The organism is Myxococcus llanfairpwllgwyngyllgogerychwyrndrobwllllantysiliogogogochensis (assembly GCF_006636215.1).
Lineage (GTDB): Bacteria > Myxococcota > Myxococcia > Myxococcales > Myxococcaceae > Myxococcus > Myxococcus llanfairpwllgwyngyllgogerychwyrndrobwllllantysiliogogogochensis.
Window position 1 is genome coordinate 25,460 of the sequence record NZ_VIFM01000065.1, and the last position, 21,968, is coordinate 47,427.

Annotated in this window: 19 protein-coding genes and 1 pseudogene; 8 read left to right on the forward strand and 12 right to left on the reverse strand. The window is 68.6% G+C overall.

Annotated elements, in window-relative coordinates:
• Positions 1-36 precede the first annotated feature (36 nt).
• The 3 genes from FJV41_RS18090 to FJV41_RS52325 all read left to right on the forward strand — a co-directional run bounded on the left by FJV41_RS18090 (position 37) and on the right by FJV41_RS52325 (position 2,940).
• Positions 37-2,160, forward strand: coding sequence for a hypothetical protein (locus FJV41_RS18090; RefSeq protein WP_141643752.1), 2,124 nt, complete (start codon positions 37-39; stop codon positions 2,158-2,160).
• 114 nt (positions 2,161-2,274) lie between these two features.
• On the forward strand, positions 2,275-2,688 hold the full coding sequence (locus FJV41_RS18095; RefSeq protein WP_141643753.1) for a hypothetical protein: 414 nt from the start codon (positions 2,275-2,277) through the stop codon (positions 2,686-2,688).
• A gap of 102 nt (positions 2,689-2,790) precedes the next feature.
• Positions 2,791-2,940: a hypothetical protein gene (locus tag FJV41_RS52325; protein WP_174462411.1), complete on the forward strand. Its 150-nt coding sequence runs from the start codon at positions 2,791-2,793 to the stop codon at positions 2,938-2,940.
• A gap of 76 nt (positions 2,941-3,016) precedes the next feature.
• Here FJV41_RS52325 and FJV41_RS18100 read toward each other — a convergent pair whose 3' ends face one another.
• Complete coding sequence (locus tag FJV41_RS18100; RefSeq protein WP_141643754.1) at positions 3,017-3,850, reverse strand: endonuclease I family protein; 834 nt, start codon at positions 3,848-3,850, stop codon at positions 3,017-3,019.
• Positions 3,851-3,983: 133 nt separating this feature from the next.
• Between FJV41_RS18100 and FJV41_RS18105 the strand changes: the two genes are divergently transcribed.
• The 3 genes from FJV41_RS18105 to FJV41_RS18115 are packed head-to-tail and all read left to right on the forward strand — an operon-like array spanning position 3,984 to position 6,667.
• Complete coding sequence (locus FJV41_RS18105; RefSeq protein WP_141643755.1) at positions 3,984-4,682, forward strand: response regulator transcription factor; 699 nt, start codon at positions 3,984-3,986, stop codon at positions 4,680-4,682.
• Positions 4,651-6,288, forward strand: a complete 1,638-nt coding sequence (locus FJV41_RS18110; protein WP_141643756.1) for a sensor histidine kinase — start codon at positions 4,651-4,653, stop codon at positions 6,286-6,288. Before FJV41_RS18105 ends, FJV41_RS18110 begins: the two co-directional genes overlap by 32 nt.
• A 13-nt stretch (positions 6,289-6,301) precedes the next feature.
• A complete protein-coding gene (locus FJV41_RS18115) occupies positions 6,302-6,667 on the forward strand; it encodes a GatB/YqeY domain-containing protein (RefSeq protein WP_141643757.1) in 366 nt (121 codons plus the stop codon).
• On the opposite strand, the gene FJV41_RS18120 is transcribed toward FJV41_RS18115, so the two are convergent.
• The 3 genes from FJV41_RS18120 to FJV41_RS18130 all read right to left on the reverse strand — a co-directional run bounded on the left by FJV41_RS18120 (position 6,655) and on the right by FJV41_RS18130 (position 11,072).
• On the reverse strand, positions 6,655-7,842 hold the full coding sequence (locus tag FJV41_RS18120; RefSeq protein ID WP_141643758.1) for a hypothetical protein: 1,188 nt from the start codon (positions 7,840-7,842) through the stop codon (positions 6,655-6,657). The genes FJV41_RS18115 and FJV41_RS18120 overlap by 13 nt on opposite strands.
• A gap of 7 nt (positions 7,843-7,849) precedes the next feature.
• On the reverse strand, positions 7,850-9,160 hold the full coding sequence (locus FJV41_RS18125) for a hypothetical protein (RefSeq protein ID WP_141643759.1): 1,311 nt from the start codon (positions 9,158-9,160) through the stop codon (positions 7,850-7,852).
• A gap of 118 nt (positions 9,161-9,278) precedes the next feature.
• Positions 9,279-11,072 carry a choice-of-anchor X domain-containing protein gene (locus FJV41_RS18130; RefSeq protein ID WP_141643760.1) on the reverse strand — a complete coding sequence of 598 codons (1,794 nt, stop codon included), beginning with the start codon at positions 11,070-11,072 and terminating at the stop codon, positions 9,279-9,281.
• A 214-nt stretch (positions 11,073-11,286) separates the two neighbouring features.
• On the opposite strand from FJV41_RS18130, the gene FJV41_RS18135 reads away from it, so the two are divergent.
• Positions 11,287-11,955, forward strand: a complete 669-nt coding sequence (locus FJV41_RS18135) for a hypothetical protein (RefSeq protein ID WP_141643761.1) — start codon at positions 11,287-11,289, stop codon at positions 11,953-11,955.
• A 9-nt stretch (positions 11,956-11,964) separates the two neighbouring features.
• Here FJV41_RS18135 and FJV41_RS18140 read toward each other — a convergent pair whose 3' ends face one another.
• The 8 genes from FJV41_RS18140 to FJV41_RS18175 form a co-directional block, all read right to left on the reverse strand.
• The gene (locus FJV41_RS18140; RefSeq protein WP_141643762.1) at positions 11,965-13,386 is read right to left on the reverse strand and encodes an RICIN domain-containing protein; all 1,422 of its coding nucleotides are present in this window, start codon (positions 13,384-13,386) and stop codon (positions 11,965-11,967) included.
• Between the two features lie 197 nt (positions 13,387-13,583).
• Complete coding sequence (locus FJV41_RS18145; RefSeq protein ID WP_141643763.1) at positions 13,584-14,588, reverse strand: cysteine synthase A; 1,005 nt, start codon at positions 14,586-14,588, stop codon at positions 13,584-13,586.
• Positions 14,589-14,644: 56 nt separating this feature from the next.
• Positions 14,645-15,877 (reverse strand): ABC transporter permease, encoded by a 1,233-nt coding sequence (locus FJV41_RS18150; RefSeq protein WP_141643764.1) that lies wholly within the window; start codon positions 15,875-15,877, stop codon positions 14,645-14,647.
• Positions 15,878-15,881: 4 nt separating this feature from the next.
• The gene (locus tag FJV41_RS18155) at positions 15,882-17,120 is read right to left on the reverse strand and encodes an ABC transporter permease (RefSeq protein ID WP_141643765.1); all 1,239 of its coding nucleotides are present in this window, start codon (positions 17,118-17,120) and stop codon (positions 15,882-15,884) included.
• On the reverse strand, positions 17,117-17,869 hold the full coding sequence (locus FJV41_RS18160) for an ABC transporter ATP-binding protein (protein WP_141643766.1): 753 nt from the start codon (positions 17,867-17,869) through the stop codon (positions 17,117-17,119). The genes FJV41_RS18155 and FJV41_RS18160 overlap by 4 nt, the downstream gene beginning before the upstream one ends.
• Complete coding sequence (locus FJV41_RS18165; protein WP_141643767.1) at positions 17,866-19,131, reverse strand: efflux RND transporter periplasmic adaptor subunit; 1,266 nt, start codon at positions 19,129-19,131, stop codon at positions 17,866-17,868. The genes FJV41_RS18160 and FJV41_RS18165 overlap by 4 nt, the downstream gene beginning before the upstream one ends.
• Positions 19,128-20,468 (reverse strand): TolC family protein, encoded by a 1,341-nt coding sequence (locus FJV41_RS18170; protein ID WP_141643768.1) that lies wholly within the window; start codon positions 20,466-20,468, stop codon positions 19,128-19,130. The genes FJV41_RS18165 and FJV41_RS18170 overlap by 4 nt, the downstream gene beginning before the upstream one ends.
• Positions 20,465-21,178 (reverse strand): YIP1 family protein, encoded by a 714-nt coding sequence (locus tag FJV41_RS18175; RefSeq protein ID WP_141643769.1) that lies wholly within the window; start codon positions 21,176-21,178, stop codon positions 20,465-20,467. The genes FJV41_RS18170 and FJV41_RS18175 overlap by 4 nt, the downstream gene beginning before the upstream one ends.
• Positions 21,179-21,410: 232 nt before the next feature.
• Here FJV41_RS18175 and FJV41_RS18180 point away from each other — a divergent pair.
• Positions 21,411-21,968: pseudogene (locus FJV41_RS18180) on the forward strand (Clp protease N-terminal domain-containing protein); the annotation flags it as partial.

Here is a 21,968-nt window from a genome sequence, read left to right on the forward strand (position 1 = left end):
CTCACGAGCTGAGTCCAAGCCACGTCCCCGGTATCCATGAAGCAAACACTCACCTCGCGCCCTGCCCTCTTCGTCGCGCTCGCCCTGGCGGCGCTTTACGGGGCGGTGCTCATCGTGACCCGGCTGGATGTCTTCAGCATCGACGTCGCCGGACATCTCGCCAGTGGAATGGCGGTGCGCCGAGGCTACTTCCACCAGTTCAACGACAGCGCCTTCCTGGGCTACGTCCAGAACCTCTTCTACCCGCCGCTCGAGGACCTGCTGTTGGGGGCGCTGCTCTGGCTTCCACTGGAGCCCATCACCACGTTCAAGCTGTTCCTGTCACTGCTGGTGGCGGGCTACTTCGCGGGCGTGGGCGCCCTGGCGCTCCGCTTCGAGCGGCCAGCAGTCCGCTGGCTGTTCGTCCTCGCCTCGGTGCTGCTCTTCTACACGCACAAGGCGGAGGGCTTCGCACAGGGCCTCTGCTTCCTGGACCTGTTCCGGGTGGGCATCACCAGTCAGTTCCTCGGCGCGGTGTTCTTCTTCGCGGTGACTGCCGAGCTGTACGGCACACCGCGACCACTAAGGCTGGCGTTGCTCCTGGCCGGAGTGGTCCTGTCACACCTCATCATGGGCCTGGCCGCGGGAGTGCTCGTGCTCCTGTCGCTGCCTCGGATTGTCAGGGTGCCTCGGCTCATGGGGGCGCTGGTGCTCGGCGCGGGACTGAGCGCGTTCTTCTGGCTGCCCTTCCTCGCCTACCGGGGGTTGATGGTCAGCAACCGCGTCATGGTCGAACAGACGGGCTGGAGCGTCGCGCTCGCGTGCCTGCCCGTGGCGCTGTTCGGCTGGACGCGCGGCATGCGCCTGCTCGCGGCCGGCACCGTGACGCTGCTCCTGCCCTCCCTCTTCGCGCGCCTCTTCGAGGACGCCGCGTGGCTGCCCTCGCTCCACTACTACCGTTTCGACATCTGCGGCCTCGTGCTCGTCCCCGCCGTGGCGGGGGCGGTGCTGGACGCCCTGCCCGCGACGAAGTCCCCGTGGAGAACCCGACTGGTGCGCGGCGCCGCGCTCGTGGCCCTGGGGCTCGTGACCTGGCTCTTCCCGCTGCGCTCGGGCCTCACGCTGCCGGACAGGCTCGCTCAAGGAACTCGCTTCGAGCGGGAGGCCGCGCCCACCCTGGATGAGCGCTTCGGACGCCACTTCGTCCTGGAGTACCGACGGGCCTTCGACTTCGCGGTGGAGAGCTACCTGGGCGCGATGGACGAGGAGTTCAAAGGCCCCAAGGGCCTCTTCTGGGAGAGCAACACCGCCAACCATCTGGTCAGCTCGTACATGGCCACGCTCGTGGGGCGGCCCGTCATCCTCGACCACTTCTACTTCGGCAGCTTCACGTGCCCCTTCCAGCAGTGCGTGCTGGACCACTTCCTCGCGGACTTCAACGTCACCCGCTTCTCGGTGGACGCGCGGGTGCTGGCCGCGCGCCCCGTGGAGCCGGGCACTCCGCTGGAGGCCATCACCGCCCGCGCCGCCTGCTACACGCGGACGCTCGAGCTGGGTGGGACCTCGCGCTTCCGGCTCGTGCCCGAGCCCTCGTTCTCGGTGAATGGCGCGCCCTTCCGTACCCTGCGAGTCGAACCTCGAGAGGACATCCCGGGCGGCCCCGCCCTCAACTCCGCCGTGGAAGTGCTTCCTCCGTCCGAGCTGATGCCCTTCGAGCGAGAGGAGCGGTTCTTCTACAACGCCTATTTCCATCCCATCGGCCCCGCCTGCGAGGCGCGCATCCACCTGCGACAGACGCTCGTGGGCGATGCGGAATGGCAGCCGTTGCACGACGCGCTCGCCCACGCGGGACCCTCTGTGAATCTGCCGCCCGCGCCCGTCTCGTTCCACAAGGAAGGGCGAGGAACCTATCGCCTGGAGCTTCCCGAAGGAGGCCCGCGACTCTTCAAGGTGAAGCTGGCGTGGTTTCCCGGCATGCGGCTGGTGGATGAGCAGGGCATCGAGCAGCCCCTCTTTCGCGCCTACCCGCATCTGCTCGGACTGGGACAAGGCACGCTGCGACTGGAGTACCGGCGACCGCCCATCCTCTGGGCGGGCTATGTCATCAGCGCGCTGTCCTGGGCGCTGCTCATAACCATTGCGGTCATGGCGCGGAGACAGTCCAGACACCCGTCCGCCTGACGCCCCGCGACGGCACACAAAGATTCGCAACGCTTTCGCGGGATTTAAAGACTTTGCACTGATGATATTGTTGAAGCGCGGTCCTTCACCCGAATCACGTTCCAGGAGACGCGCATGGCGACGAACTTCATGGCAGCGACGATGCTCGGAGCTGGGTTGGTATTGATGGCCTGTGGTGGCCCCGCCGACATCGAGGACCCAGGTGGGGATTCGCTGGCCACGCAGGATGCGGCCCTGTCGGCCTCGCTCGCCTGCTCCCAGGACTTCAGCGGCGTCACCTGCACGGCGACCGTCACGGACGGCATTCCGCCGTTCACCTACTCCTGGACCCAGCAGCACTTCCTGTATGCGACGAACAGGACCTACACGTCCGGGCCGACTGCTGGCGGCGCCACCCGGCACTTCTCGTGTCCCGGGCCTGATGAAACCGGAACGTCCCTCTACGACTTGAGGGCCAGGGTGACGGTGACGGACTCCACGGGAGCTTCGGTGGGCACCGGGTACGGCCCGTACTTCTCCTGCTCCTGAGCCGTTCCGTCACACCCCGCCCCACACCCGGAGTCCGGGCTCTTTCAGGTTTTGCAGGGACTGAGCGTCAGACCCCACCGCCATAGTTCCAGGAGGAGGGAGATGGTGACGGCTCAAGCGTTGTTGGTGTTCGTTCCGGTGGTGCTCGCGCTCGTAGCGGCGGTGGCCATCCGGCGCCCGCGGCGGCGGACGCGGCGACTCAAGGTTCGCGAAGGGTACCCGCCGTACCCTTCGCCCACGGTGACTGGGTGAGCCGGGGCTCGGACTGACGCCCCGGCTCGGCCCGGACGAGCCCCTCCCCCGAGGTCGCTCGTCCCTTTCCGTCAATTCAGAAGTCCTTGATGCGGTCGACCAGGTCCTCGTGTTCGACGAACTGGTTGACGTTGCCCTGGATGTCCGCGACGCGCTGGTTGCGCGCGTGCTCCGCGGTGTCCACGACGTCCAGGTCATTCCATTCGCGCAGCACGGCCTCTTCCGCATCCGGGATGGGCTTGCTGTAGGTGGAGGAGAAATAGAACATCGCGCGGGCGACGTTGCCCTTGTGCGAGTCGGGCGGCTCGAACACCGTGCGCCCCTGCGCGTCGGTGCCGAACTTGGCGCCGTTCTCACTCCACTTCACGTTGACCACCTCGCCGAAAGGCCAGTTGCCCCGCTTCGAGTTGGCCTTGCTGTCGGTGGGGAACAGGTGGTGCAGGTCGCTCTTCGCGACGCCCGTGGCGCCCTTCGACTGGGGCCAGGTGTGCTCCACGTTCATGTCGGAGTTCTTGGGCAGCTTGCCGCCCTCGATTTCCCGGCCGGTGTACACGCACGCCACCTTGCCGTTCACCACATCGAGTTCGCCGAAGATGACCTTGCGCGCCTCGGTGTAGCTCTTCACGTGCTTGCCGGAGGACGACTCCTTGATGGCGCGAAGCAGCGCGGCGTCCCGGAGCCCCTCGAAGGGGTCATTGCCCTCCGACGGCGCCGGCGGGGTGGGCGCCTCCGTCCTGGCCGGGCCCTGCTTCGCGGCGGGCGCCTGCTCGAACGTATCCTTGAGGCCCAGGGCGGCGACGTTCCGCGCCTGGGGCGACGACACGTCTTGAGAGGGACGGGTCCCCACGCCAGCGGTGGATGAATTGACGAGCAGACGAGTCAGCGGGCGGGGGGAACCGACAACGGTCATGCCGGGGTTATCGACCGACCCATCCGGCAGTTGCGTTCCGTGACGACAAAAAATACGACTGTGACGGCAAGTCCCTGAGGAGGGGTGGCGGAGCTACACTCCGAGTCTCGCCCTCCCATTTTCCGAGTGTCCCTTGGCCGAGCGTCCCACCATCCTCGTCGTCGATGATGATCCGCACCTGCGGGACATCGTCCGCTTCGCGTTGGAGCAAGGAGGCTTCCGGGTGGAGGAGGCCGCGGACGGACGGGCGGCGGTGGCGCAGGTCCAGCGTGCTCCCCCCGCGCTCATCGTCCTGGACATCATGATGCCGGAGATGGACGGGCTGGCGGTGTGCCGCGAGGTCCGCCGCGCGCACGAGTTGCCCATCGTCTTCCTCTCCTCGCGCGACGACGAGGTGGACCGCATCCTCGGCCTGGAGCTGGGCGGCGACGACTACCTCACCAAGCCCTTCAGTCCGCGCGAGCTGGTGGCGCGCGTGAAGGCGGTGCTGCGCCGCGCCCGGCCCGCTCCTGAAGCCGCCGCCACCTCGGCGGCGCCCCAGCCGCTCTCGCGGGGGCCCTTGAAGCTGGACGAGGAGCGCTTTCGCGCCTGGTGGGGCGAGCAGGAGGTGGTGCTCACCGTGACGGAGTTCCACCTGCTCGCGGCGCTGCTGCGCGTGCCCGGCAAGGTGTTCACCCGCGACGAGGTGATGACCCGCGTCTATGACGACGGCGTGGTGAGTGACCGCACCATCGACAGCCACGTGCGCCGGGTGCGCCAGAAGTTCGCCGGAGTCGGCGGAGAAGTCATCGAGACGGTGCATGGCCTTGGCTATCGGCTCGCCATCCCCTAGGCCCCGCGCCAGGCCCCGGCTGTGGATGGTCTTCGCCTCGGTGGGGCTGGCGGGCTTCGTGCTCACGCTGGGCGGACTGTCCTTCGTGCGCGTCTACGACAACCAGCTCATCCGACAGACGGAGACGGAGCTGCTCACGCAGGGCGCCGTGGTCGCCGAGGTCTACCGGTCCATGCTGGCCGAGCAGGTGGGGACGCTCGACTACGGAAAGCCTCGCACCGCGAAGTGGCCCTTCCCCATTCCGAGCGACGACCAACTGCGGCCCGTCCTCCCTTCCCTCCGGGCCTCGGACGAGCCCTTACCGCCGGACGACCGCCCACCCCTTTCGCGCGTGCCAGGAGAACCCCTGGCCCAGGACGTGGGCCAGCGACTGCGTCCCCTGTTGGAGAACGTGAGGGCGGCCACGCTCGCGGGCATCCGCGTCGTCGACGTCAGGGGCGTGGTGGTGTCCAGCAGCAGCGCCGAGTTGATTGGCGCGACGCTGGGTGACCGGCTCGAAGTGCAGGAGGCGCTTCACGGCGTCCCCACCAGCGTGCTGCGTCGCCGCCACGCAGAGCCCGAGGACACCCCCCTCGCCTCCCTCAGTCGAGACACCGGCATCCGCGTCTTCGTGGCCCTGCCCGTCCTCCACGGTGAGCGCGTCTGGGGTGCGGTGGTGCTGGCGCGCACGCCCATGACGTTCGCCAAGGCCACGTATGCGGACCGCTGGAACCTGACGGCCACGGGGCTGGTGCTGCTGGGCGCGGTGGCGCTGATGTCGCTCGCCGCCGCCGCGCTGCTGGGCCGTCCCGTGCGTGCGCTGGTGAGGCAGACGCGCGCCATCGCCGCGAGCGCGCCCGAGGGCTTCGAGCCCGTGGCCCGCCCCGTCGTCGCGGAGCTGGCCGAGCTGTCCGAATCCCTGGCCGGCATGGCCACCGCCCTGCGCGACAGGAACCAGTACATCCGCTCCTTCGCCGCCAACGTGTCGCACGAGTTCAAGACGCCGCTGGCCTCCATCCAGGGCGCGGTGGAGCTGCTGCGCGACAGCGCCGAGGTGATGACGCCAGAGCAGCGCGCGCGCTTCCTCTCCAACATCGACGCCGATGCGAAGCGCCTCACCCGACTCGTGCAACGGCTGATGGAGCTGGCCCGCGCGGACTCGATGACTGCCCGCCCCGCGCAGGTGGAGTTGGCGCCCTTGCTGACGGCGCTCTCCACCCGGGCAGCCGCGGAGGGACTCGCGCGCGTCGACGTGGGGCCCGTGCCGGAGGGGCTCACCGTGAGCCTGCCCGCCGAGGTGATGGATGACGTGCTCTGGCAGCTCGTCACCAACGCGAGGCAGCACGGGGGCGAGGACGTCCAGGTGTCTCTGTCCGTGGAGACGAACACCGAGGGGTCCGTTCGCGTCGTCGTGCGAGACACCGGCCGAGGCATCTCCGAGGCGAACCGGGCGCTCATCTTCGACGCCTTCTTCACCACGGCGCGTGAGCGCGGCGGCACGGGTCTGGGCCTCACCATCTCCCAGTCGATGCTGCGAGCGTTCGGCGCGGGACTGGAGCTGCTCCCGGCCCGCCCCGCGGAGTCGGGCGCGGCCTTCGCCGTGGCGGCGCCCCTGGTTCGTCGCTAGGTTGGGCAGGCCCATGAAAACCGTGGATGAATGGAAGGCGATGCTTCGCGCCGCGATGAAAGAGGCGCTTCGTGCTCGGAACGCACCTGCCTCGGCGGTGCTTCGTGAAGTGCTGGCGGCCCTCGACAACGCGGAAGCTCCCGATGTGAGCGGCGCTCCAGCGGCCGTGGATGGCGCCTTCGCGGGGAGTGCCGGTGGCCTGGGGAGTGGTGAAGTGGCCCGCCTGGCCCTGACGCCCGAAGCCGTGAACGCCGTCATCGAACGCGAGGTTCAAGAACGGCGGGACGCGGTGGCCCTCTACGTCAGCCTCGGCAGACACGACGAGGCCAACGCGTTGAGGGCCCAGTTGAACGTGCTCCTGGAGCTTCAGCGGAAGTAGCTGTTGGAGATGTCCACCGAGTAGCCCAGCTCGAGCGTGGGCGAGGACGCGGCCACCAGGTACTGACGGAAGTGCAGCACCTTGCCCGGAAGCGGCGCGCTCTCCGCCACGGCGGCGGCCTCATCCACCTGCTCCAGGCTTCCACCCTCGCGGCGGTAGTTGAACACCGCGGGGAAGTGCGCGCGGGCCCGCAGCTCCGCCACCGGCCACGAGACGCGGGGCAGCGCCAGCTTCAGCCGACCGGACAGGTGGAAGACGCCCAGCTCCCGCGCCAGCACCACTTCCAGCGCGCCGCCCGTCTCACCCAGCCGCGCCGGAGCGACCTTCAGCTTCAGCACGCCGTCCGTTGCCTCCTCCACCGGCACGGGCACCGCGTTTAGGGTGACACGCTCCAACTTGTGCCCTTCCGGCACCGTCAACTCCAGCGGCTGCTCGCGGTCCAGGCTCAGCGTGTAGCTGACGCGCAGCGAGGCACGCCCCTCCAGGGTGGACACCCACGTCGCGGTGGCCTCGGCGATGCGAGGCTCCATCGGCGGGCGCACCTGCGGCTTCATCGACTGCGACACCAGAGAGGCCGCTCGCCACCCCACCCGCAGCACGCCCTGCACGGGATAGACGGCGTAGCCCTCCCCCGAGGTCGGCAGCGGCTCCATCAGCGTGAAGACGGACGTGTCGGCCTCCAGTTCGAGCGGCACCGGAGAGGCCTGCGGTCCGAACCGAAGCTGCGCGCGACGCTCAGGCCCCGTGCCCGACGAGCGCACCGTGAGGCCCACCTCGAAGGCGTGACGCCCCGCCTTGCGCGTGAGCAGGCACAGAAAGCCGTCCACGACTCCCACCGTGGCGTCCTCCAGCGTGGGCAGCGCGGTGGGGTACGTGTCCGCGTCGAGCTGGAGCAGGCGCACCTGCGTCCAACGTCCGTCCGCGAGCACCTCCACCTGGAAGGTCGCTTCCACCTGGAGGGCATCCGTCGACAGCCGGCCCTTGAGCTCACTCTTCACCAGGGCCTCGGTGGGAGGCGCGGGCACATCCGCCTGGCGCTGCGTGTAGAGGGGAATGAGCTGCTCCAACGGCACGGTGGCGGTGCCCGAGGGAGAAGTCGAGGCCGCGGTGGCGCCCGTGGCCAGGGCCTCCGGGGCGAGCAGCATGAATCCGACGAGGAGAGAAAGGGTCCGCATGGTGGGCTCAGCTCGCTTCCGGGGTGACAGGGGTGGCGGCGGCCTCGCGAGGGGCGGCGCCGGGCTGGGACAAGTCGGAGAGGAAGGCCCGCACGCTGGAGCGGGTGGAGAGGACCATCAGTCCGAGCAGGCCGGCGAGAATCTCCAGCGTGTAGATGAGGCCGGTGTAGCCCTCCAGGATGACGGCGCCGGTGGGCACCAGCAGCGTGGCCGCCCAGAGGCCCGCGAGCACCGCCATGCGCTCCTTGGGGAACAGCCAGCGGGCATAGGCCACCACCGCCGCGCCCAGTCCCAGCGCGCTGAGGACGTAGGCTCCATAGAAGTTCATGAAGGCGGCCAGGTACGCGAGGAGCACGAAGAAGAAGCCGTACACGGCGGCCAGCAGATACGCCTCATGCAGCGCGAGCTGTCGCTTGTGCCGCATGCCCAGCGCCGCGAGCAGCGCCACCAGGGCGAGGAACGGCACCCACGCGCGGCTCGCCATGCGGGACACCATGGAGTCGAACGTCTTCTCCGAGGGCAGGATGACGCCCAGGTTGACGCCGGACTCCAGCGACTGGAAGGCCCAGTCCAGCGTCACGGTGTCGCTGCCCGTCTGCACGGACGAGGCGGACAGCACGCCTCCCGGATAGTCGTAGTTGTCGCCCCCCTCCACGGCGAAGTGCAGGCGGACGTCGCGCGCGGAGAGCGCCGGGTCCAACTTGTAGATGAAGGAGTCGAGCCCTCGGGCACGGTAGCGGATGACGAAGCGGGCCGTGGCGCCCTTCGCGATGCGTCCCGTCCACACCAGCCGGTTGCCGGAATCACCCAGGTCCAGGCTGGCCTCCTGGCCATCCACGAGGAACTGGAGCTCAGACAGCAGCACCTGCGACTTGTCCATCTCCATGGGGAAGATGAACGCCACGTCGATGTCGTGGCCCTCGCGGTTGACCACCGCGTACTCCGCGCCCAGGTTGAAGTCGAAGCCGGAGAAGTAGCGCAGGCCGCGCTTGCGGTAGTTCATCTTCGCCAGCACCTCCACGTGCTGACGGTCGAAGGCCAGCGGCTTCAGCTCGGTGAAGATGGTGCCGCTGTGCACGAAGCGCAGCGAGGGCGCGGGTTGGACGACGGGAGCACCCCACCGGTCCTCCACGCCCGCCGCCAGCTCCGAGTTGGCGAAGTCCGCCCGGTCCGCCACCTGGCCGGCGATCACCGCAGTGGCGAAGATGACGATGAAGAGACTGCCGAAGACGTGGTGGGCGACGAGCCACCGGAAGGCCCGGCGGATGGGGCCGTCGGACGTCCGCTGCGGACGCGGCGCGGAAACAGGGATGTTCATGGGCCCAGACTGGCCCCCCGGTGTGCAACCCGGATGGCCAGCCTGTGCGCTTCATGAGGAATGTTCGTGCGGAATTTGTGCAAGCCCGGGGAGATTCCCCCCGGACCGGCGTTTCACATCAGTGCACCGCGAGGTTGCGCACGTCGAACGCGCGGGTGAGGCAGGACTGGTTCGCGGTGGAGTCCAGGTGCTGCGCGCGGTCCCGAATCTCGAAGAAGCTGCGCACCGTGCCGTCCACCGGGTCCGCCACGTTGAAGGGCGTGAGCGGGTTCACCATGCCCGTGGAGAGGAAGGCCGACAGCGCGCCCGTCTCGCCAATGTGCGTGAAGGGCGTGTTCGTCTCACGCGCGTGACAGCCGTTGCACGTGTTGAACGAGAACTTGTGCCGCGCGGTGTTGTTCACGATGCCGGTGGCCCGCCAGAACGTGCTGGACGGCGTTGGGACGCGCGGGTTGGCGCCCAGGAAGTTCACGCTCGCGAAGGTGGCCGGCACGCCGTAGGTGTTGGCGAGGATGGCCGCCTGGTTGGTGTTCACGAAGTCGCGGAAGATGGTGGTGTTGTTGCGCGCGTCTCCCGGCGTCAACGCCACCGTGGTCTCCGACAGGAAGTTCGGCGTCGCGCCCGTGTCGAACAGGTGGAACTCCCGCAGCTCCCAGGGCGAGGCGAGCATGAAGTCGTTGGTGCGAATCTGGTTGATGGCGTTGCCGTTGGGCTTGGTGGGCGCCGCGCCGGCGACGACGACCTGCTCCGTGAGCGCCTGCAGCGCCGCGTTGTAGGCCGGGCTGCCCAGCACCATCAGCGGGTTCGACAGCTGCATCCACTGCTGCGCCCAGCTCTTCACGTTGAGGCAGCCGGAGATGGGCACGCCGTACTCGAAGATGACCAGCAGCGGCCGGATGACGCAGCCCGCGCTCTTGTCCACCGCGGCGAAGACGAAGCGCAGCTCACCGCCACCGCTGGAGCCGCCGTAGCCCACCGGGCCGTTGCCCTTGCCCAGGTCCAACCGGTTGAAGATGGCCACCAGCTTGAACGCCGACTTCGTCATGTCGAGCGTGCCGGCGATCTTCGGCCACGGGTTCAGGATGCGCGGCACCACCTGCGTGCGCGCCGGGACGGTCCACCCGTTGAGCGTCTGGTTCGCGTTCCACTGCAGCAACCACTGCTCGGTGAGGGCCGACGGCGTCACGAACGTGCTAGCCATCTCCGTCATCAGGTGGTTGAACGTCCACACCCCGTTCGGGTTGCCAGAGTTCGAGCACGGGTCATACGTCCGCGTCGGGTCGTTGATGACGTTCGGATGGGTGATGATGAGGGATTTGGCCGGCCTGACGTCGGCGAGCAGGCCCACGGGCGTCACCGGGATGGGCACGCGCGGACGGAAGACGTCCGACGACAGCGCCACCACCCGGCGCTCCTCCACCAGCTCGCGGTTGTTGAAGACGGCGAACGTCAGCGGCTCGTTGGGCTGCCGGTTCTGCGCCGCGGTGATGCGGTCCTGCGTCTTGCGGTGCAGCTCGAGGTCGACCTCGGCGAAGCCGGAGAACACACCGTCTCCGGCCTGCTCGTCACCCTCCGTGCCTTGATCTCTCAGCACCACGGGCTTGCCCGTGTCGGACACCACGGGGACCTCCGTGAAGAGGCCCTGCTGACTCTGGGCGAGCCGCACTCGGACCAGGCTGCGGGTCGCGGTGCCCAGGACGTCGTCCTGCGCCACCACGTCGAGCGACTGGATGATGGGCGCGGGCTTGTTGGTGGGCGTCGGCTCGGCCACCGCCGCCTGGGGCCGCTCCTCCAGGGGAGCCGGGCTCTCCAGCGCCTCACCACCACAACCCGTCATGCACAATGCGATTGCGAGCACACCGGACCCAGCCCACTTCAGGCCCAGGGCCTTCTTCGGGGACCACTTCTTCATGGATGTCGCCTCCAGGGGATTTACGGCGACCCCTCCACGTGCACCCCGCAGGCCAGGACCAGCACCCCGAGAGAAGCCCACACACACCAGAGGGATGTGTCTCTTGAGGCAACAACCGTCACTCGGACTGTGACTTTCCGCGCTACAGCGCCTCTCCTTTCCCGAGAGGGCCCAAAGATTTACGGCAGCCCAGAAACCGGCTCAAATCCAGGAAATGGAGAGAGTCGAGGAGATCTACCAGGGCTTCGTGGTTGATCATCAGCTCGAGCGCGCGGGCCTCTTCGAGCTGCTCCGCGAGCGGTTCGTGGCCGTGGACACCGTGCTGTACCCGGGGTGCTTCGTGCACATCACCCCGTCGTTCTTCTTCCAGCACGTCGTCTACGTGGACCGGAACGATTTGGCGCAGGGGTTCTTCGCCAACAAGGACGGCGTGCTGCGGAAGATCTCCTCCCGGCAGCAGTACGCCCAGAAGGCCCACGTGCGCTTCGTCTCGCAGGACTACCTGCAGCCCATCCCCGCGCTCGAGGAGAGCTTCGACCTGCTCCTGGCGCTGTATGCCGGAGGAATCTCCCGCGCCTGCGGCAAGTACCTGAAGGTCGGCGGGCTGCTGGTGACGAACGACCACCACGGCGACGCGGCGGAGGCCGCGGCCGAGGAGAATCTGGAGCTGGTCGCAGTGGTGAAGGAGCTGCGGGGGAAGTACACCTTCAGCGACCAGGAGCTCGCCGCGTACCTGGTCCCAAAGCTACCGCCCCGGGGCCCCGCCGCGCTCGACGACGCGGGCGGCTCCCACTGGGCCCGGCCCGCCGACTACTACGTGTTCCGCAAGACGCGCCCGGGCGCGGCGTCGCTGGAGACCGGGCGCTTCTCGGCACCGCACTGAGGCCCCTCGTTACTGGGCCTCCAGCCGGAACTGCTGGCAGTCGTTGTTGGACCAGGTCCACTGCTGGATGACGGTGCCGTTGGCGCTCGTCCCGCAGGTCGTGACATCCAGCACCTTGCCGCTGTGTCGGGCCTCGATGCGATGGAACCCGCCGGAGGTCGCCACCGTGCGGAACTGCTGGTTTCCACCGTTGGACCAGGTCCACTGCTGGAGCCCCGCGCCATCCGCGGTGCTCACGTCGCGCACATCCAGCACCTTGCCGCTGTACTGGGACACGATGCGGACGTAGCCGCTGTCGGTGGGCTCCAGCACCCACTGCTGGCTGGCGCCCGTGTGGCACGCCCACTGGTGAATCGTCGCGCCGTCCGCGGTGCTGGGACCGTTGATGTCCAGGCAGCGGCCGGAGGACTTGTTGACGATGCGGTAGCGGGTGGCGCCACCGCCGCCCTGCGCGGCGTTGAAGATGGCGAGCAGCAGCGACGTGTCATTGCGCGTGTCCTGGGTCAGCTCCCAGATCATCACCCCGCCGCCCTGCTGGAGCCCCAGCCGCGTCTTCGCCTGGATGGTGGCGATGCCGTTGTAATAGACGTCGCCCACGTTGTCCTTGTACGGCGCCTGCGAGTCGCGAGCGACGAGGTCCGCGTAGCCGACATACGACGACGGCGAGCGCCCGTAGAACGGCACGCCCAGCACGGCCTTCGATGCCGGCAGGCCCCGCCCCTTCCAGTAGTTGAGCGACTGGACGGCGTAGTCATACGTCGAATGCGGCTGCCCGCCGTCGTACGCCATGATGTTGAGGAAGTCGAAGTCGGCGAACGTCGAGGTGGGGATGCCCTCGCCGTAGTAGCCGTTGGCCACCACCGCGGCCGTGAGCAGCTTGCCGCGCGAGCGCATCGCCGCGCCCAGCTCCCGGATGAGCGCCGCGTAGTTCTGCGCGGAGGCGCCCGGGTCCGGGTACTCCCAGTCGATGTCCACGCCGTCCAGCCCCGCCGCGTTGACGTAGTTGACCAGGTTGTTCACGAAAGCCGTGCGAGTGCCCGCGTTCGCCGCGAGCGACTCGAAGCCACTGTCATTGCCGTCGTTCCACCCGCCCACGGCGATGAGCACCTTCACGCCTCGCGCGTGTGCCGCCGTGACGAGTGAGCGAAGCCGTGCGTCCGTCCCGCTCGGCCCCGTGAGCCCCCCCTGCGCGGTCGGCACCACGAAGGCGTAGTTGATATGCGTGAGCCTGTCGTAGGGGATGGTGTTGACGTCGCCCGCCCACGTCGGGAAGTAGCCGACGACGCGGGTCGCCAGCGCCGTGCCCTCTTGCCGGCCCAGCGGCTCTTCTCCGGAAGAGGCGGCGTCCGGCGGCCCGGAACAGGCCAGCACCACGGCCGCCAGCGCGGCTTGCACCACCAGGGCTCTCAACGGCAACACCATGCGCGACATGCGGACTCCATGAGGTGAGCCCCCGCCCCCGACATGGGGACGGATGGGTCGCGCACCTGTAGCGTCGCCCTAAACCCGCAACAACAGTTTTTCCAGAAAACGAAGAAAGACTATCCAGTCCTGTCGGACAGTTGAGAGGACCCTGAACGCGCTTGCGCCGGGGTCCGCATTTTCGGCGCGGGCTGGACGGGCCCGGCTCAGCGCGCGGGGAGGTTGACGGGCAGCGGCTTCACCCGGAGCTGCTTCGAGGCGAGGAACTCCGCGTTGAAGACCTTGGAGGCGTAGCGGCTGCCGTGGTCGCACAGGAACGTCACGATGCGCAGGCCCGAGCCGGGGTGCTGGCGGGCAATCTCATACGCGGCGCGCACGTTGAGGGCGGCCGACGTGCCCACCACGAGCGCGTCCTCGCGGGCCAGGTGGTAGAGGGTGTCGAGCATGTCCTCGTCCCCCAGGCGCATCGCCTCGTCCACGCGCGCGGCCTTGAAGTTGGCGGTGAGCCGCATGATGCCGATGCCCTCGGTGATGGAGGAGCCGGACGACTCCAGCTTCCCGTCGCGCACGAAGCAGTAGAGGCCGGAGCCCGGCGGGTCCACGAGCACCACTCGCAGCGCGGGGTTCTTCTCCTTGAGGAAACGGCTGACGCCGGACATCGTCCCGCCGCTGCCCACGGAGACGACGAGCACGTCCACTCGGCCCTCGCACTGCTCCCAGATTTCGGGCCCCGTCGTCTCGTAGTGGAAGTCGCCGTTGGCCGTGTTCTCGAACTGGTTGGCCCAGAACCAGCCGTGCTGCTCGGACAGCGCGCGCGCCTGGTGGAAGAAGTGGCCGGGGTTGGCGAAGGGCACGGGCGGCACCTTGCGGACCTCCACGCCCATGGCCTCCAGCAGCTCGTACTTCTCGCGCGCCTGGTTGTCCGGCATCGTCACCACGACGCGGTAGCCGCGCTCGCGGCCCAGGAGCCCCAGGCCGATGCCGGTGTTGCCCGCGGTGCCCTCGACGATGGTGCCGCCCGGATGGAGAAGTCCCTCCTCCTCCGCGCGGCGAATCATCCCCTTGGCGGCGCGGTCCTTGATGCTGCCGCCAGGGTTCATGAACTCCGCCTTGCCCAGAATCTCGCAGCCGGTGATGCGGCTGAGAGAACCGATGCGAAGCAGCGGAGTGTTTCCCACCGAGTCCCACAGCGAGCCGATGCGTGGCGCCATCCCCCTCCCCTAATGGAGTCCGGGGAGGGAGGCAACCGACGACGGACCGGGGCCCGCTACTCGTTGCGCATCGCCTCGACAGGGTCCAGCTTCGCGGCGCGGGCGGCCGGGTAGATTCCGAACAGCAGCCCTACCCCGCAGCTCATCGACAGGGCCAGGCCCACCGCCCAGGGAGGCACGGACATGGGGAAACCCACCATCCAGTCGCCCAGGAAGACGAGCCCGAAGCCCAGGCCCACGCCCAGGCCACCGCCAAAGAGCGCCAGCAGCACGGCCTCCGTGGCGAACTGCCCGAGGATGCGCCGCCGCTTGGCCCCCAGCGCCTTGCGCACGCCAATCTCCCGCGTCCGCTCCATCACCGACACCAGCATGATGTTCAGGATGCCGATGCCGCCCACCACCAGCGACAGCAGGCACACGCCGATGCCGGCGATGGTGATGACCTGGGAGAGCTGGTTGAAGGACGCCGTCACCGACTCGTTGGTGTGGATTTCAAAGTCGTTGGGCTGGTCCGGGTCCACGTTGCGCCGACGCCGCATCAGCGTCGTCACCTCGTCCTGCGCCTTGCGGAACAGGCTCGGGTCCTTCGCCTGGATGTCGATGTCCAGCGAGCGCTCCTTGCCGTAGAGCTGCTGGAACACGCGCAGGGGGATGAGGGCCTGGTTGTCCATGCTCACCATGCCCAGGAAGCTGCCGCGCCGCTGGAGCACGCCAATCACCCGGAACGGCCGGTTCTGGATGCGCACCTCGAAGCCTACCGGGTCGATGCCGGGGAAGAGCAGGTCCGCCACGTCCACGCCCAGCAGCACCACGTTGCGGCCGTCCATGCCCTCCACTTCGTTGAAGTAGCGGCCGGACTGCACAGAGACGCCGCTCGTCATCGGGTACGTCGTGGACGCGCCGATGATGCGCACCGACGGCCGCGTCTCCGCGCTCACCGTCGACACCTTCTGCCCGCCCTGGTCGTCCGACGGGGCCACCACGCCCACCGACGGACAGAACATCTCGATGGCGCGCACGTCCTCCAGGCCCATGTCCGGGCGCTTGGCGAACTTCGCCCAGTTGAAGCGGCCGAAGCCGCCCGCGGGCCACTTGGTGAGCTGGAAGGTGTGCGCCCCCAGCCGGCCCAGGTCGCGGTTCACCTTGGTGCGCAGGCCCTCGATGAGGCCCATCATCGTGATGACCGTGGCCACGCCGATGACGATGCCCAACAGCGTCAGCAGGGAGCGCAGCGGGTTGCCCAGGAAGGTCCCCAGGGCCAGCCGCAGATTGTCCAGGAAGGCTCGCATCGACTCACTCGTACCGAAGGGCTTCCACGGGGTCCAGGTTCGCCGCGCGCGCCGCCGGCCAGATGCCGAACAGCAGGCCCACCAGCGCGGCGAAGAACACCCCGCCCAGCACCGTGGACGTCTGCACGTCCGCCGCCAGGGGCGTTATCAGCGACACCACCTTGGCGGTGCCCAATCCCACCGTCGTTCCCAGCAGGCCTCCCACCGCGGACACGCTGGCCGCCTCCATGAGGAACTGGACGACGATGGTGCGCTTGCGCGCCCCCAGCGCGCGCCGCACGCCAATCTCCCGCGTCCGCTCGCGCACCGACACCAGCATGATGTTCATGATGCCGATGCCGCCCACCAACAAGGTGATGAGCCCCACGCCCACCGCCACGCCGTACAGCGCGCCGGTGAGCTGCGCGTACGTCTGCGCCATCGCCTCCGGCTTGTTGATGTTGAAGTCGTCGGGCTGACCCGGCTCCGTGCCGCGCAGGCGCCGCAGGATGCCGATGAGCTGGTCCTCGGCCATGCGCACCTGGGACGCGTCCGCCACCGCCATGGCGATCTCGAACGGCCGGCCCTTGCCGAAGTTGCTGTAGAACGTCTTGAAGGGGATGAGCACGAGCAGGTCCATGCTCTCGTTGACCACCTTCCCCTTCCGGCTGAGCGTGCCCACCACCTGGAAGGAGCGGTTGTCCACGCGGATGCTCCGTCCCACCGGGCTGATGCCGGGGAACAGCCGCTCCGCCACGTCCGCGCCCAGCACGGCCACCGGACGCGTCACCTCTTCATCCGACTCCGTGATGAAGCGGCCCCCGGTGATGTCGAAGCCCGCGATACCCAGGTACTCGTGGTTGACGCCCTGGATGCGCACCGACGACATCTGCTCGCCGCCGTACGACACGTCCGACAGCCGCGAGACGGACGGGGACATCGCGGTGATGAACGGCGCCATGGCGCGCAGCCGGGGCAGCTGCTCCAGGGTGAAGTTCTTGCGATTGCGGTACTTCCACCAATCGCCCTTGATCATCCACGGGAACTTGGAGACGTAGAGCGTGTTGGCGCCGAAGCTCGCGAGCTGTCGGTGGAAGGACGTGTTGAGCCCCTGGATGATGCCGACGATGGCCAGCAGCGTGGCCACGCCGATGCCGATGCCCAGCGTCGTCAGCACCGTGCGCAGGCGGTTGGCGCGCAGGGAGAACACGGCGATGCGCGCCCCCTCCAGGACATCCACCCGCAGGCTCGTCGCGTTCTTCATACGCCTGCCACCATCGGGCCGGCGACGCCCATGGCCACTTCACGCCCGGGACCGTCGGCGACAATCTCTCCGTCGCTCAGGCGGATGGCCCGAGGGCAGCGCGCCGCCAGCTTGGGCTCGTGCGTGACGAGCACCAGCGTGTGGCCCGCCTGGTGGAGCTGCTCGAACAGCCGGACGATCTCCTCGCCCGTGGCCGAGTCCAGGTTGCCCGTGGGCTCGTCCGCCAGGAGCATGGAGGGCTCAGACACCAGCGCGCGGGCGATGGCCACGCGCTGACGCTGACCACCCGACAGCTCATTGGGCCGGTGGTGCATGCGGTGCGTGAGCTGCACCTTGTCCAGCGCCGCCTTCGCCCGCTCCCGCCGCTCCTTGGCCGCCATGCCCCGGTACACCAGGGGCAGCTCCACGTTCGCCAGCGCCGTCTCCTTCGGCAGCAGCTGGAACGTCTGGAAGATGAAGCCGATCTCCACGTTGCGGATGACGGCGAGCTCGTCGTCGCTCATGCGCGACACGTCCTTGCCGTTGAGCATGTAGCGGCCGCTGGTGGGCGTATCCAGGCAGCCCAGCACGTTCATCATCGTGCTCTTGCCAGAACCGGACTGGCCGATGATGGCCACCCACTCCCCTCGGCTGATGCCGAAGGTGACGCCTCGCAGCGCGCGCACCTCCTCGCCACCGACATGGAAGACGCGGGTGATGTCGTCCACCTGGATGAGCCGGCCTGTGCCGGCGCCGCTGCCGTCACTCACGACTTCTGACCGCCCTTCGCGCCAGGACCCTCGCCCGGTTCGGGCGCCTGGACATTGTCCCCGTGGTTCAGCTCCTTCGACAGCGTGCGGTAGGGCCCTTCCACCACGCGGTCCCCATCGCTCAGCCCGGAGAGGATCTCCAGCTCCGTGTCGGAGGCGATGCCCGTCTGCACCCGCCGCACCTGCGCCTTGTTCGCCGCGTCCACCACGAACACCACCTTGGCGAGCGTCTCGGTGCGCTTGGCCTTCAGCGCGCCGCCCTCCACCGACTCCTTGAAGTCCGGCAGCGAGCGCTCCGCGCGCACCGTCACCGCCTGGATGGGCACCAGGATGACGTCATCGTGCGTCTCCGCGGAGATGCGAGCCTCCGCGCTCATGCCCGGCAGCACGCCCGGCGGCCGCATGTCCAGCGCCACCGTGACGGGGAAGCTCGTCACTTCCGCCTCCGTGCCCGGGTTCTTGATGAGCGCCTTCTGGGCAATCTCCACCACCGAGCCCTGGAACGTCTGCCCCTCCAGCGCGTCCAGCGTCACGTCCGCGGGCTGGCCCGGCTTCAGGTGCACCACCTCGTGCTCACCCACCTCGAACTTCACCTCCATGGCGCTCAGCGCGGCGATGGTCATCACCACGTCCTCGGCCAGCTCCGAGCCACGCACGCGCTCACCCACCTCGCGCGACAGCTCGATGACGTTGCCGTCGATGGGCGACGACAGCGTCGTCCTCGACAGGTCCGCCTGCGCCTGCTCGACGATGGCGATGTTGCGCGCCAGCTGCTGGCGGGCGGACGCGAGCCGCGCCTCCGCCGTGTTCTTGCTCGCCTTCGCGATGTCCAGCTCCGCGCCGGACGCCAGGCCCTTGGTCACCAGGCCCTCCACCCGTCCCAGCTCCGACGTGGTGCGGCTGACCTCCACCTCCGCCACCTGGGAGTCGGCGCGCGCGGCGTTCTGCGACGCCATCGCCTGCTTCATCGCGGCCTCGTAGATGCGCTTGTCGATGCGCCCGAGCACCTGGCCCTTCTTCACCGGCTCGCCATCCTTGACGAGCAGCTCCACCAGGTCTCCGGAGAGGCTGGAGGAGATCTTCACCGTGGTCGCAGCCTGCACCTTTCCCGCACCGGTGATGGTGCGGGTGATGGTGCCCTTGCGAGCCTTGGCGATCTGCACTTCCTGGGACGGCGGCGGACGCTCCTTCAGTCCTCCAGCCGTGATGGCAGCGGCACCCAGGAACAGCGCACCGGCAATCGCACCCTTCCACCACTTCATTTCGTCTCTCCCGGGCTCAGGGCGCCCATGGCCCGCAACAAACTGAAGCGGGCGATTTCGACATCAATCCTGTTTTCCAACAAGCTCAGCTCCGCTTGCGTGAGGTTCAGCTGGGCGTCGCGGACTTCCAGCGTGGAGCCCGCACCGGCCTTGAAGCGCTCCTCCGCAAGCCGGAGGCCCTGGAAGGCGGCCTCCTTGTTCTCGGCGGACAGCCGGGCGGCGACCATCTGCGCCTCCAGCGACTGGTGGGCGGCACGCACCTGGCCCTCGATCTCCCGGGCCGACTGCGCCAGCGTGAGCTGCGCCTTGCGGATGCCGGCCTCGGCGCGCCGCGTCTGGGCGGGGGTGATGAACCCGTTGAAGACGTTCCACTCGAGGTTGATGCTGCCCAGGAAGTTGTTCTGCAGGCGAGGCTCGGTGAAGACCTGCTCCGCGTCCGGGCCCTGGCGGGTGTAGAGGCCACGGGCCGACAGCACGGGCAGGTAGTCCGCCCGGGCGATGGAGCGCTGCAGCTCCGCCGAGCGCACCTGAAGCTGGAGCGCCTTGAGCAGCGGGCGCCGCTCGCGGGCCGAGTCGATGGCCTGCTCGATGGTGGGCGCGGGCGCGGGCTCCGAGGTGAGCACACCCGGGTCCACCGCCTCCAGGGGCTCGGTGCCGGGACGGGTCAACCACACGGCCAGCTGCGTCTGGTCCGTCACCAACGTGGTGAGGGACTGGACGAAGGTGATGCGGTCATTGCCCAGGTTCACCAGCGCGGAGATCTCCTCGACCTTGCCCACGCGTCCGGCCTGGAACAGGGAGCGCGCGCGGTCCAGCTGCTCCTCGCTGCGCTTGACGGTGGCCTCCAGCACCTGGCGGGTGGCCTGGGAGCGGAAGAGCGTGAAGAACCGCCGGATGGCCTCCAGCTCGGAGGTGTCCGCCTCTTCCTGCGCCTGGCTCGTCTGCGCATCGCGCAGCACGCCGCTCTGCTCCAGCTGCTTCCAGCGCGCCCTGTCGTAGATGACCTGATTGAGGATGAAGCCCAGGTCGTAGTCGCCCGTGCTGGTCGGCTTCGACTCGACGGGGATCTGCACGAACTCGCCCGGGTTGTTCGGGTCCGGCACCAGGTTGAAGGACTTGCGGCGACCGAACCAGTTCTTGCCGACGGACGCGTTGACCGAGAGCTGCGGCAGGAGCGCCGAGCGCGTCACGCGCACGTCTTCACTGGCGATGTCCAGGTCGAGCAGCGCCTGGAGCGCGGTGGTGCTCTGGCGGCCCTGGGTGCGGACCTCGTCCAGGGTGAGGCGCGTGGGCGCGGGAGCGGCGGTGAGCAGCACGGCGACGAGGAGCGCGTTCATCGGCCACCTCCCGCCATCTCCGCTCCGGGAAGGCCCACCATCAACACCCCCGCGAACATCACGTAGAGCACCAGTGCCAGGATCAGCGCGCGGCCGCGGGGCATACCGGTGGCGGCGGCGAAGCCCAGGCCCAACAGGCCCGTGCTCCAGAGGTTGAAGAAGTCCACGGTGGACGCCACCCGCGCCATCTTCGGGCTGAGGGTCCCCAGGAACGCGCCCAGGTGCGACGGCACCAGCTGCGCGACGCGAGCGACGCTGAGCGTGTGCTGCGCGGCGATGCAGAGCGTGAGGACCGCGTGGTACAGCGCGATGGGCAACAGCGCCAGCGCCGCCACGGACATCAGCTGCTCGAAGTGTGCGGGGCGATCAAACAGCCAGGACACCACCCAGAGGATGGCGGCCAGCAGCAGCGCCACCATCGGCATCACGAAGACGCCCTTGGCGATGCCTCCGACGAGCGCCTTGCGGGTCGTCGTCTGGATCTTGTCGGTCAGGTCGGCCTCGGAGATGGTCGCCATCTCCCCGGACGCCTGGAGTTCACGGATGACATCCGGGGTCGCGTCCCAGCGAAGGGAAAACAGCGTCCCGGAGGCGGACACACAAAGCGCGAGGATGAGCAGGGGCCAGACCCAACGGCGGGCTTCGACGGCGGCGGGCGTTCCCTCGACAGGGTCGATGAAGACGCGCACGGGTTGGACGAGTGAGGTCATAGAGTGAGTGGTCTCGGAGGGATGTACGGCGCTCCCCCTCAGGCAATTGCTCGGCCAGTCGAAAAATCGCGGCGGTGAACGGGCAGCCGGCCAACCGAATTCCATCCTCATGGAAGGTTGCGCGGCTTTCTACCTCAAGGATTCCGCAGACCTGTAGCAACCTGTTGCGGAAATTTTGCCGTCGGGATCGAGAGGGTGTATTCCGCTCGGCTGCACGCTTGCCGGAGCTCGAATGGTCGAAAGCACGGATCTGGCCCAGGTCCTCCAAGAAGCGAATGACATCGCCCGGAGCGTGGCCCAGAAGATTACTTCGGCCCACGTGCTGTTGGCGCTCTTCACGGTGGAGAACCGGGCGCAGCTCCTGCTGAAGGAGCGGGGCGTGGACGAGGATGCCCTCCTCCACCTGCTCACCGCGGCCCCGGCGGAGACGGACGGCCAGGTTCGCGAGCTGCGGGAGAAAGCCCGGGAAATCGCCACGAGCTGCGGCTCGCAGGAAGCCGACTGCCTGCACCTGCTCATCGCGGTGACCCGGGTGCGCTGCGTCGCGCAAGAGCTGCTGGTGCAGACGGGGTTGGATCTGGCGACCCTGCGGACCACGGCGGTGTCCTACTTCGTGAGTGGGCGGATGCCTCGCAAGCTCCAGCCCGGTCGCACGCACGTCCTGGGCGCGCGCCCCGCCCCCAGCCGGCCGCTCGGTGCGCCTCCGTCTCCCCTGCCCGCCTCCGCCGTGGCGGTGAGCCTGCCGCGCTCGCTTCCGAGCCCGCCCCCGGCACCTCCCTCGCTGCCGACC

Coding starts and splice junctions, on each gene's coding strand:
- FJV41_RS18125 (WP_141643759.1), bottom strand. CDS start 9,160: ATGAACATCCCTGTTTCCGCGCCGCGTCCGCAGCGGACGTCCGACGGC.
- FJV41_RS18115 (WP_141643757.1), top strand. CDS start 6,302: ATGAAAACCGTGGATGAATGGAAGGCGATGCTTCGCGCCGCGATGAAA.
- FJV41_RS18090 (WP_141643752.1), top strand. CDS start 37: ATGAAGCAAACACTCACCTCGCGCCCTGCCCTCTTCGTCGCGCTCGCC.
- FJV41_RS18135 (WP_141643761.1), top strand. CDS start 11,287: ATGGAGAGAGTCGAGGAGATCTACCAGGGCTTCGTGGTTGATCATCAG.
- FJV41_RS18095 (WP_141643753.1), top strand. CDS start 2,275: ATGGCGACGAACTTCATGGCAGCGACGATGCTCGGAGCTGGGTTGGTA.
- FJV41_RS18175 (WP_141643769.1), bottom strand. CDS start 21,178: ATGACCTCACTCGTCCAACCCGTGCGCGTCTTCATCGACCCTGTCGAG.
- FJV41_RS18120 (WP_141643758.1), bottom strand. CDS start 7,842: ATGCGGACCCTTTCTCTCCTCGTCGGATTCATGCTGCTCGCCCCGGAG.
- FJV41_RS18145 (WP_141643763.1), bottom strand. CDS start 14,588: ATGGCGCCACGCATCGGCTCGCTGTGGGACTCGGTGGGAAACACTCCG.
- FJV41_RS18100 (WP_141643754.1), bottom strand. CDS start 3,850: ATGACCGTTGTCGGTTCCCCCCGCCCGCTGACTCGTCTGCTCGTCAAT.
- FJV41_RS52325 (WP_174462411.1), top strand. CDS start 2,791: ATGGTGACGGCTCAAGCGTTGTTGGTGTTCGTTCCGGTGGTGCTCGCG.
- FJV41_RS18150 (WP_141643764.1), bottom strand. CDS start 15,877: ATGCGAGCCTTCCTGGACAATCTGCGGCTGGCCCTGGGGACCTTCCTG.
- FJV41_RS18155 (WP_141643765.1), bottom strand. CDS start 17,120: ATGAAGAACGCGACGAGCCTGCGGGTGGATGTCCTGGAGGGGGCGCGC.
- FJV41_RS18165 (WP_141643767.1), bottom strand. CDS start 19,131: ATGAAGTGGTGGAAGGGTGCGATTGCCGGTGCGCTGTTCCTGGGTGCC.
- FJV41_RS18130 (WP_141643760.1), bottom strand. CDS start 11,072: ATGAAGAAGTGGTCCCCGAAGAAGGCCCTGGGCCTGAAGTGGGCTGGG.
- FJV41_RS18170 (WP_141643768.1), bottom strand. CDS start 20,468: ATGAACGCGCTCCTCGTCGCCGTGCTGCTCACCGCCGCTCCCGCGCCC.
- FJV41_RS18140 (WP_141643762.1), bottom strand. CDS start 13,386: ATGTCGCGCATGGTGTTGCCGTTGAGAGCCCTGGTGGTGCAAGCCGCG.
- FJV41_RS18110 (WP_141643756.1), top strand. CDS start 4,651: ATGGCCTTGGCTATCGGCTCGCCATCCCCTAGGCCCCGCGCCAGGCCC.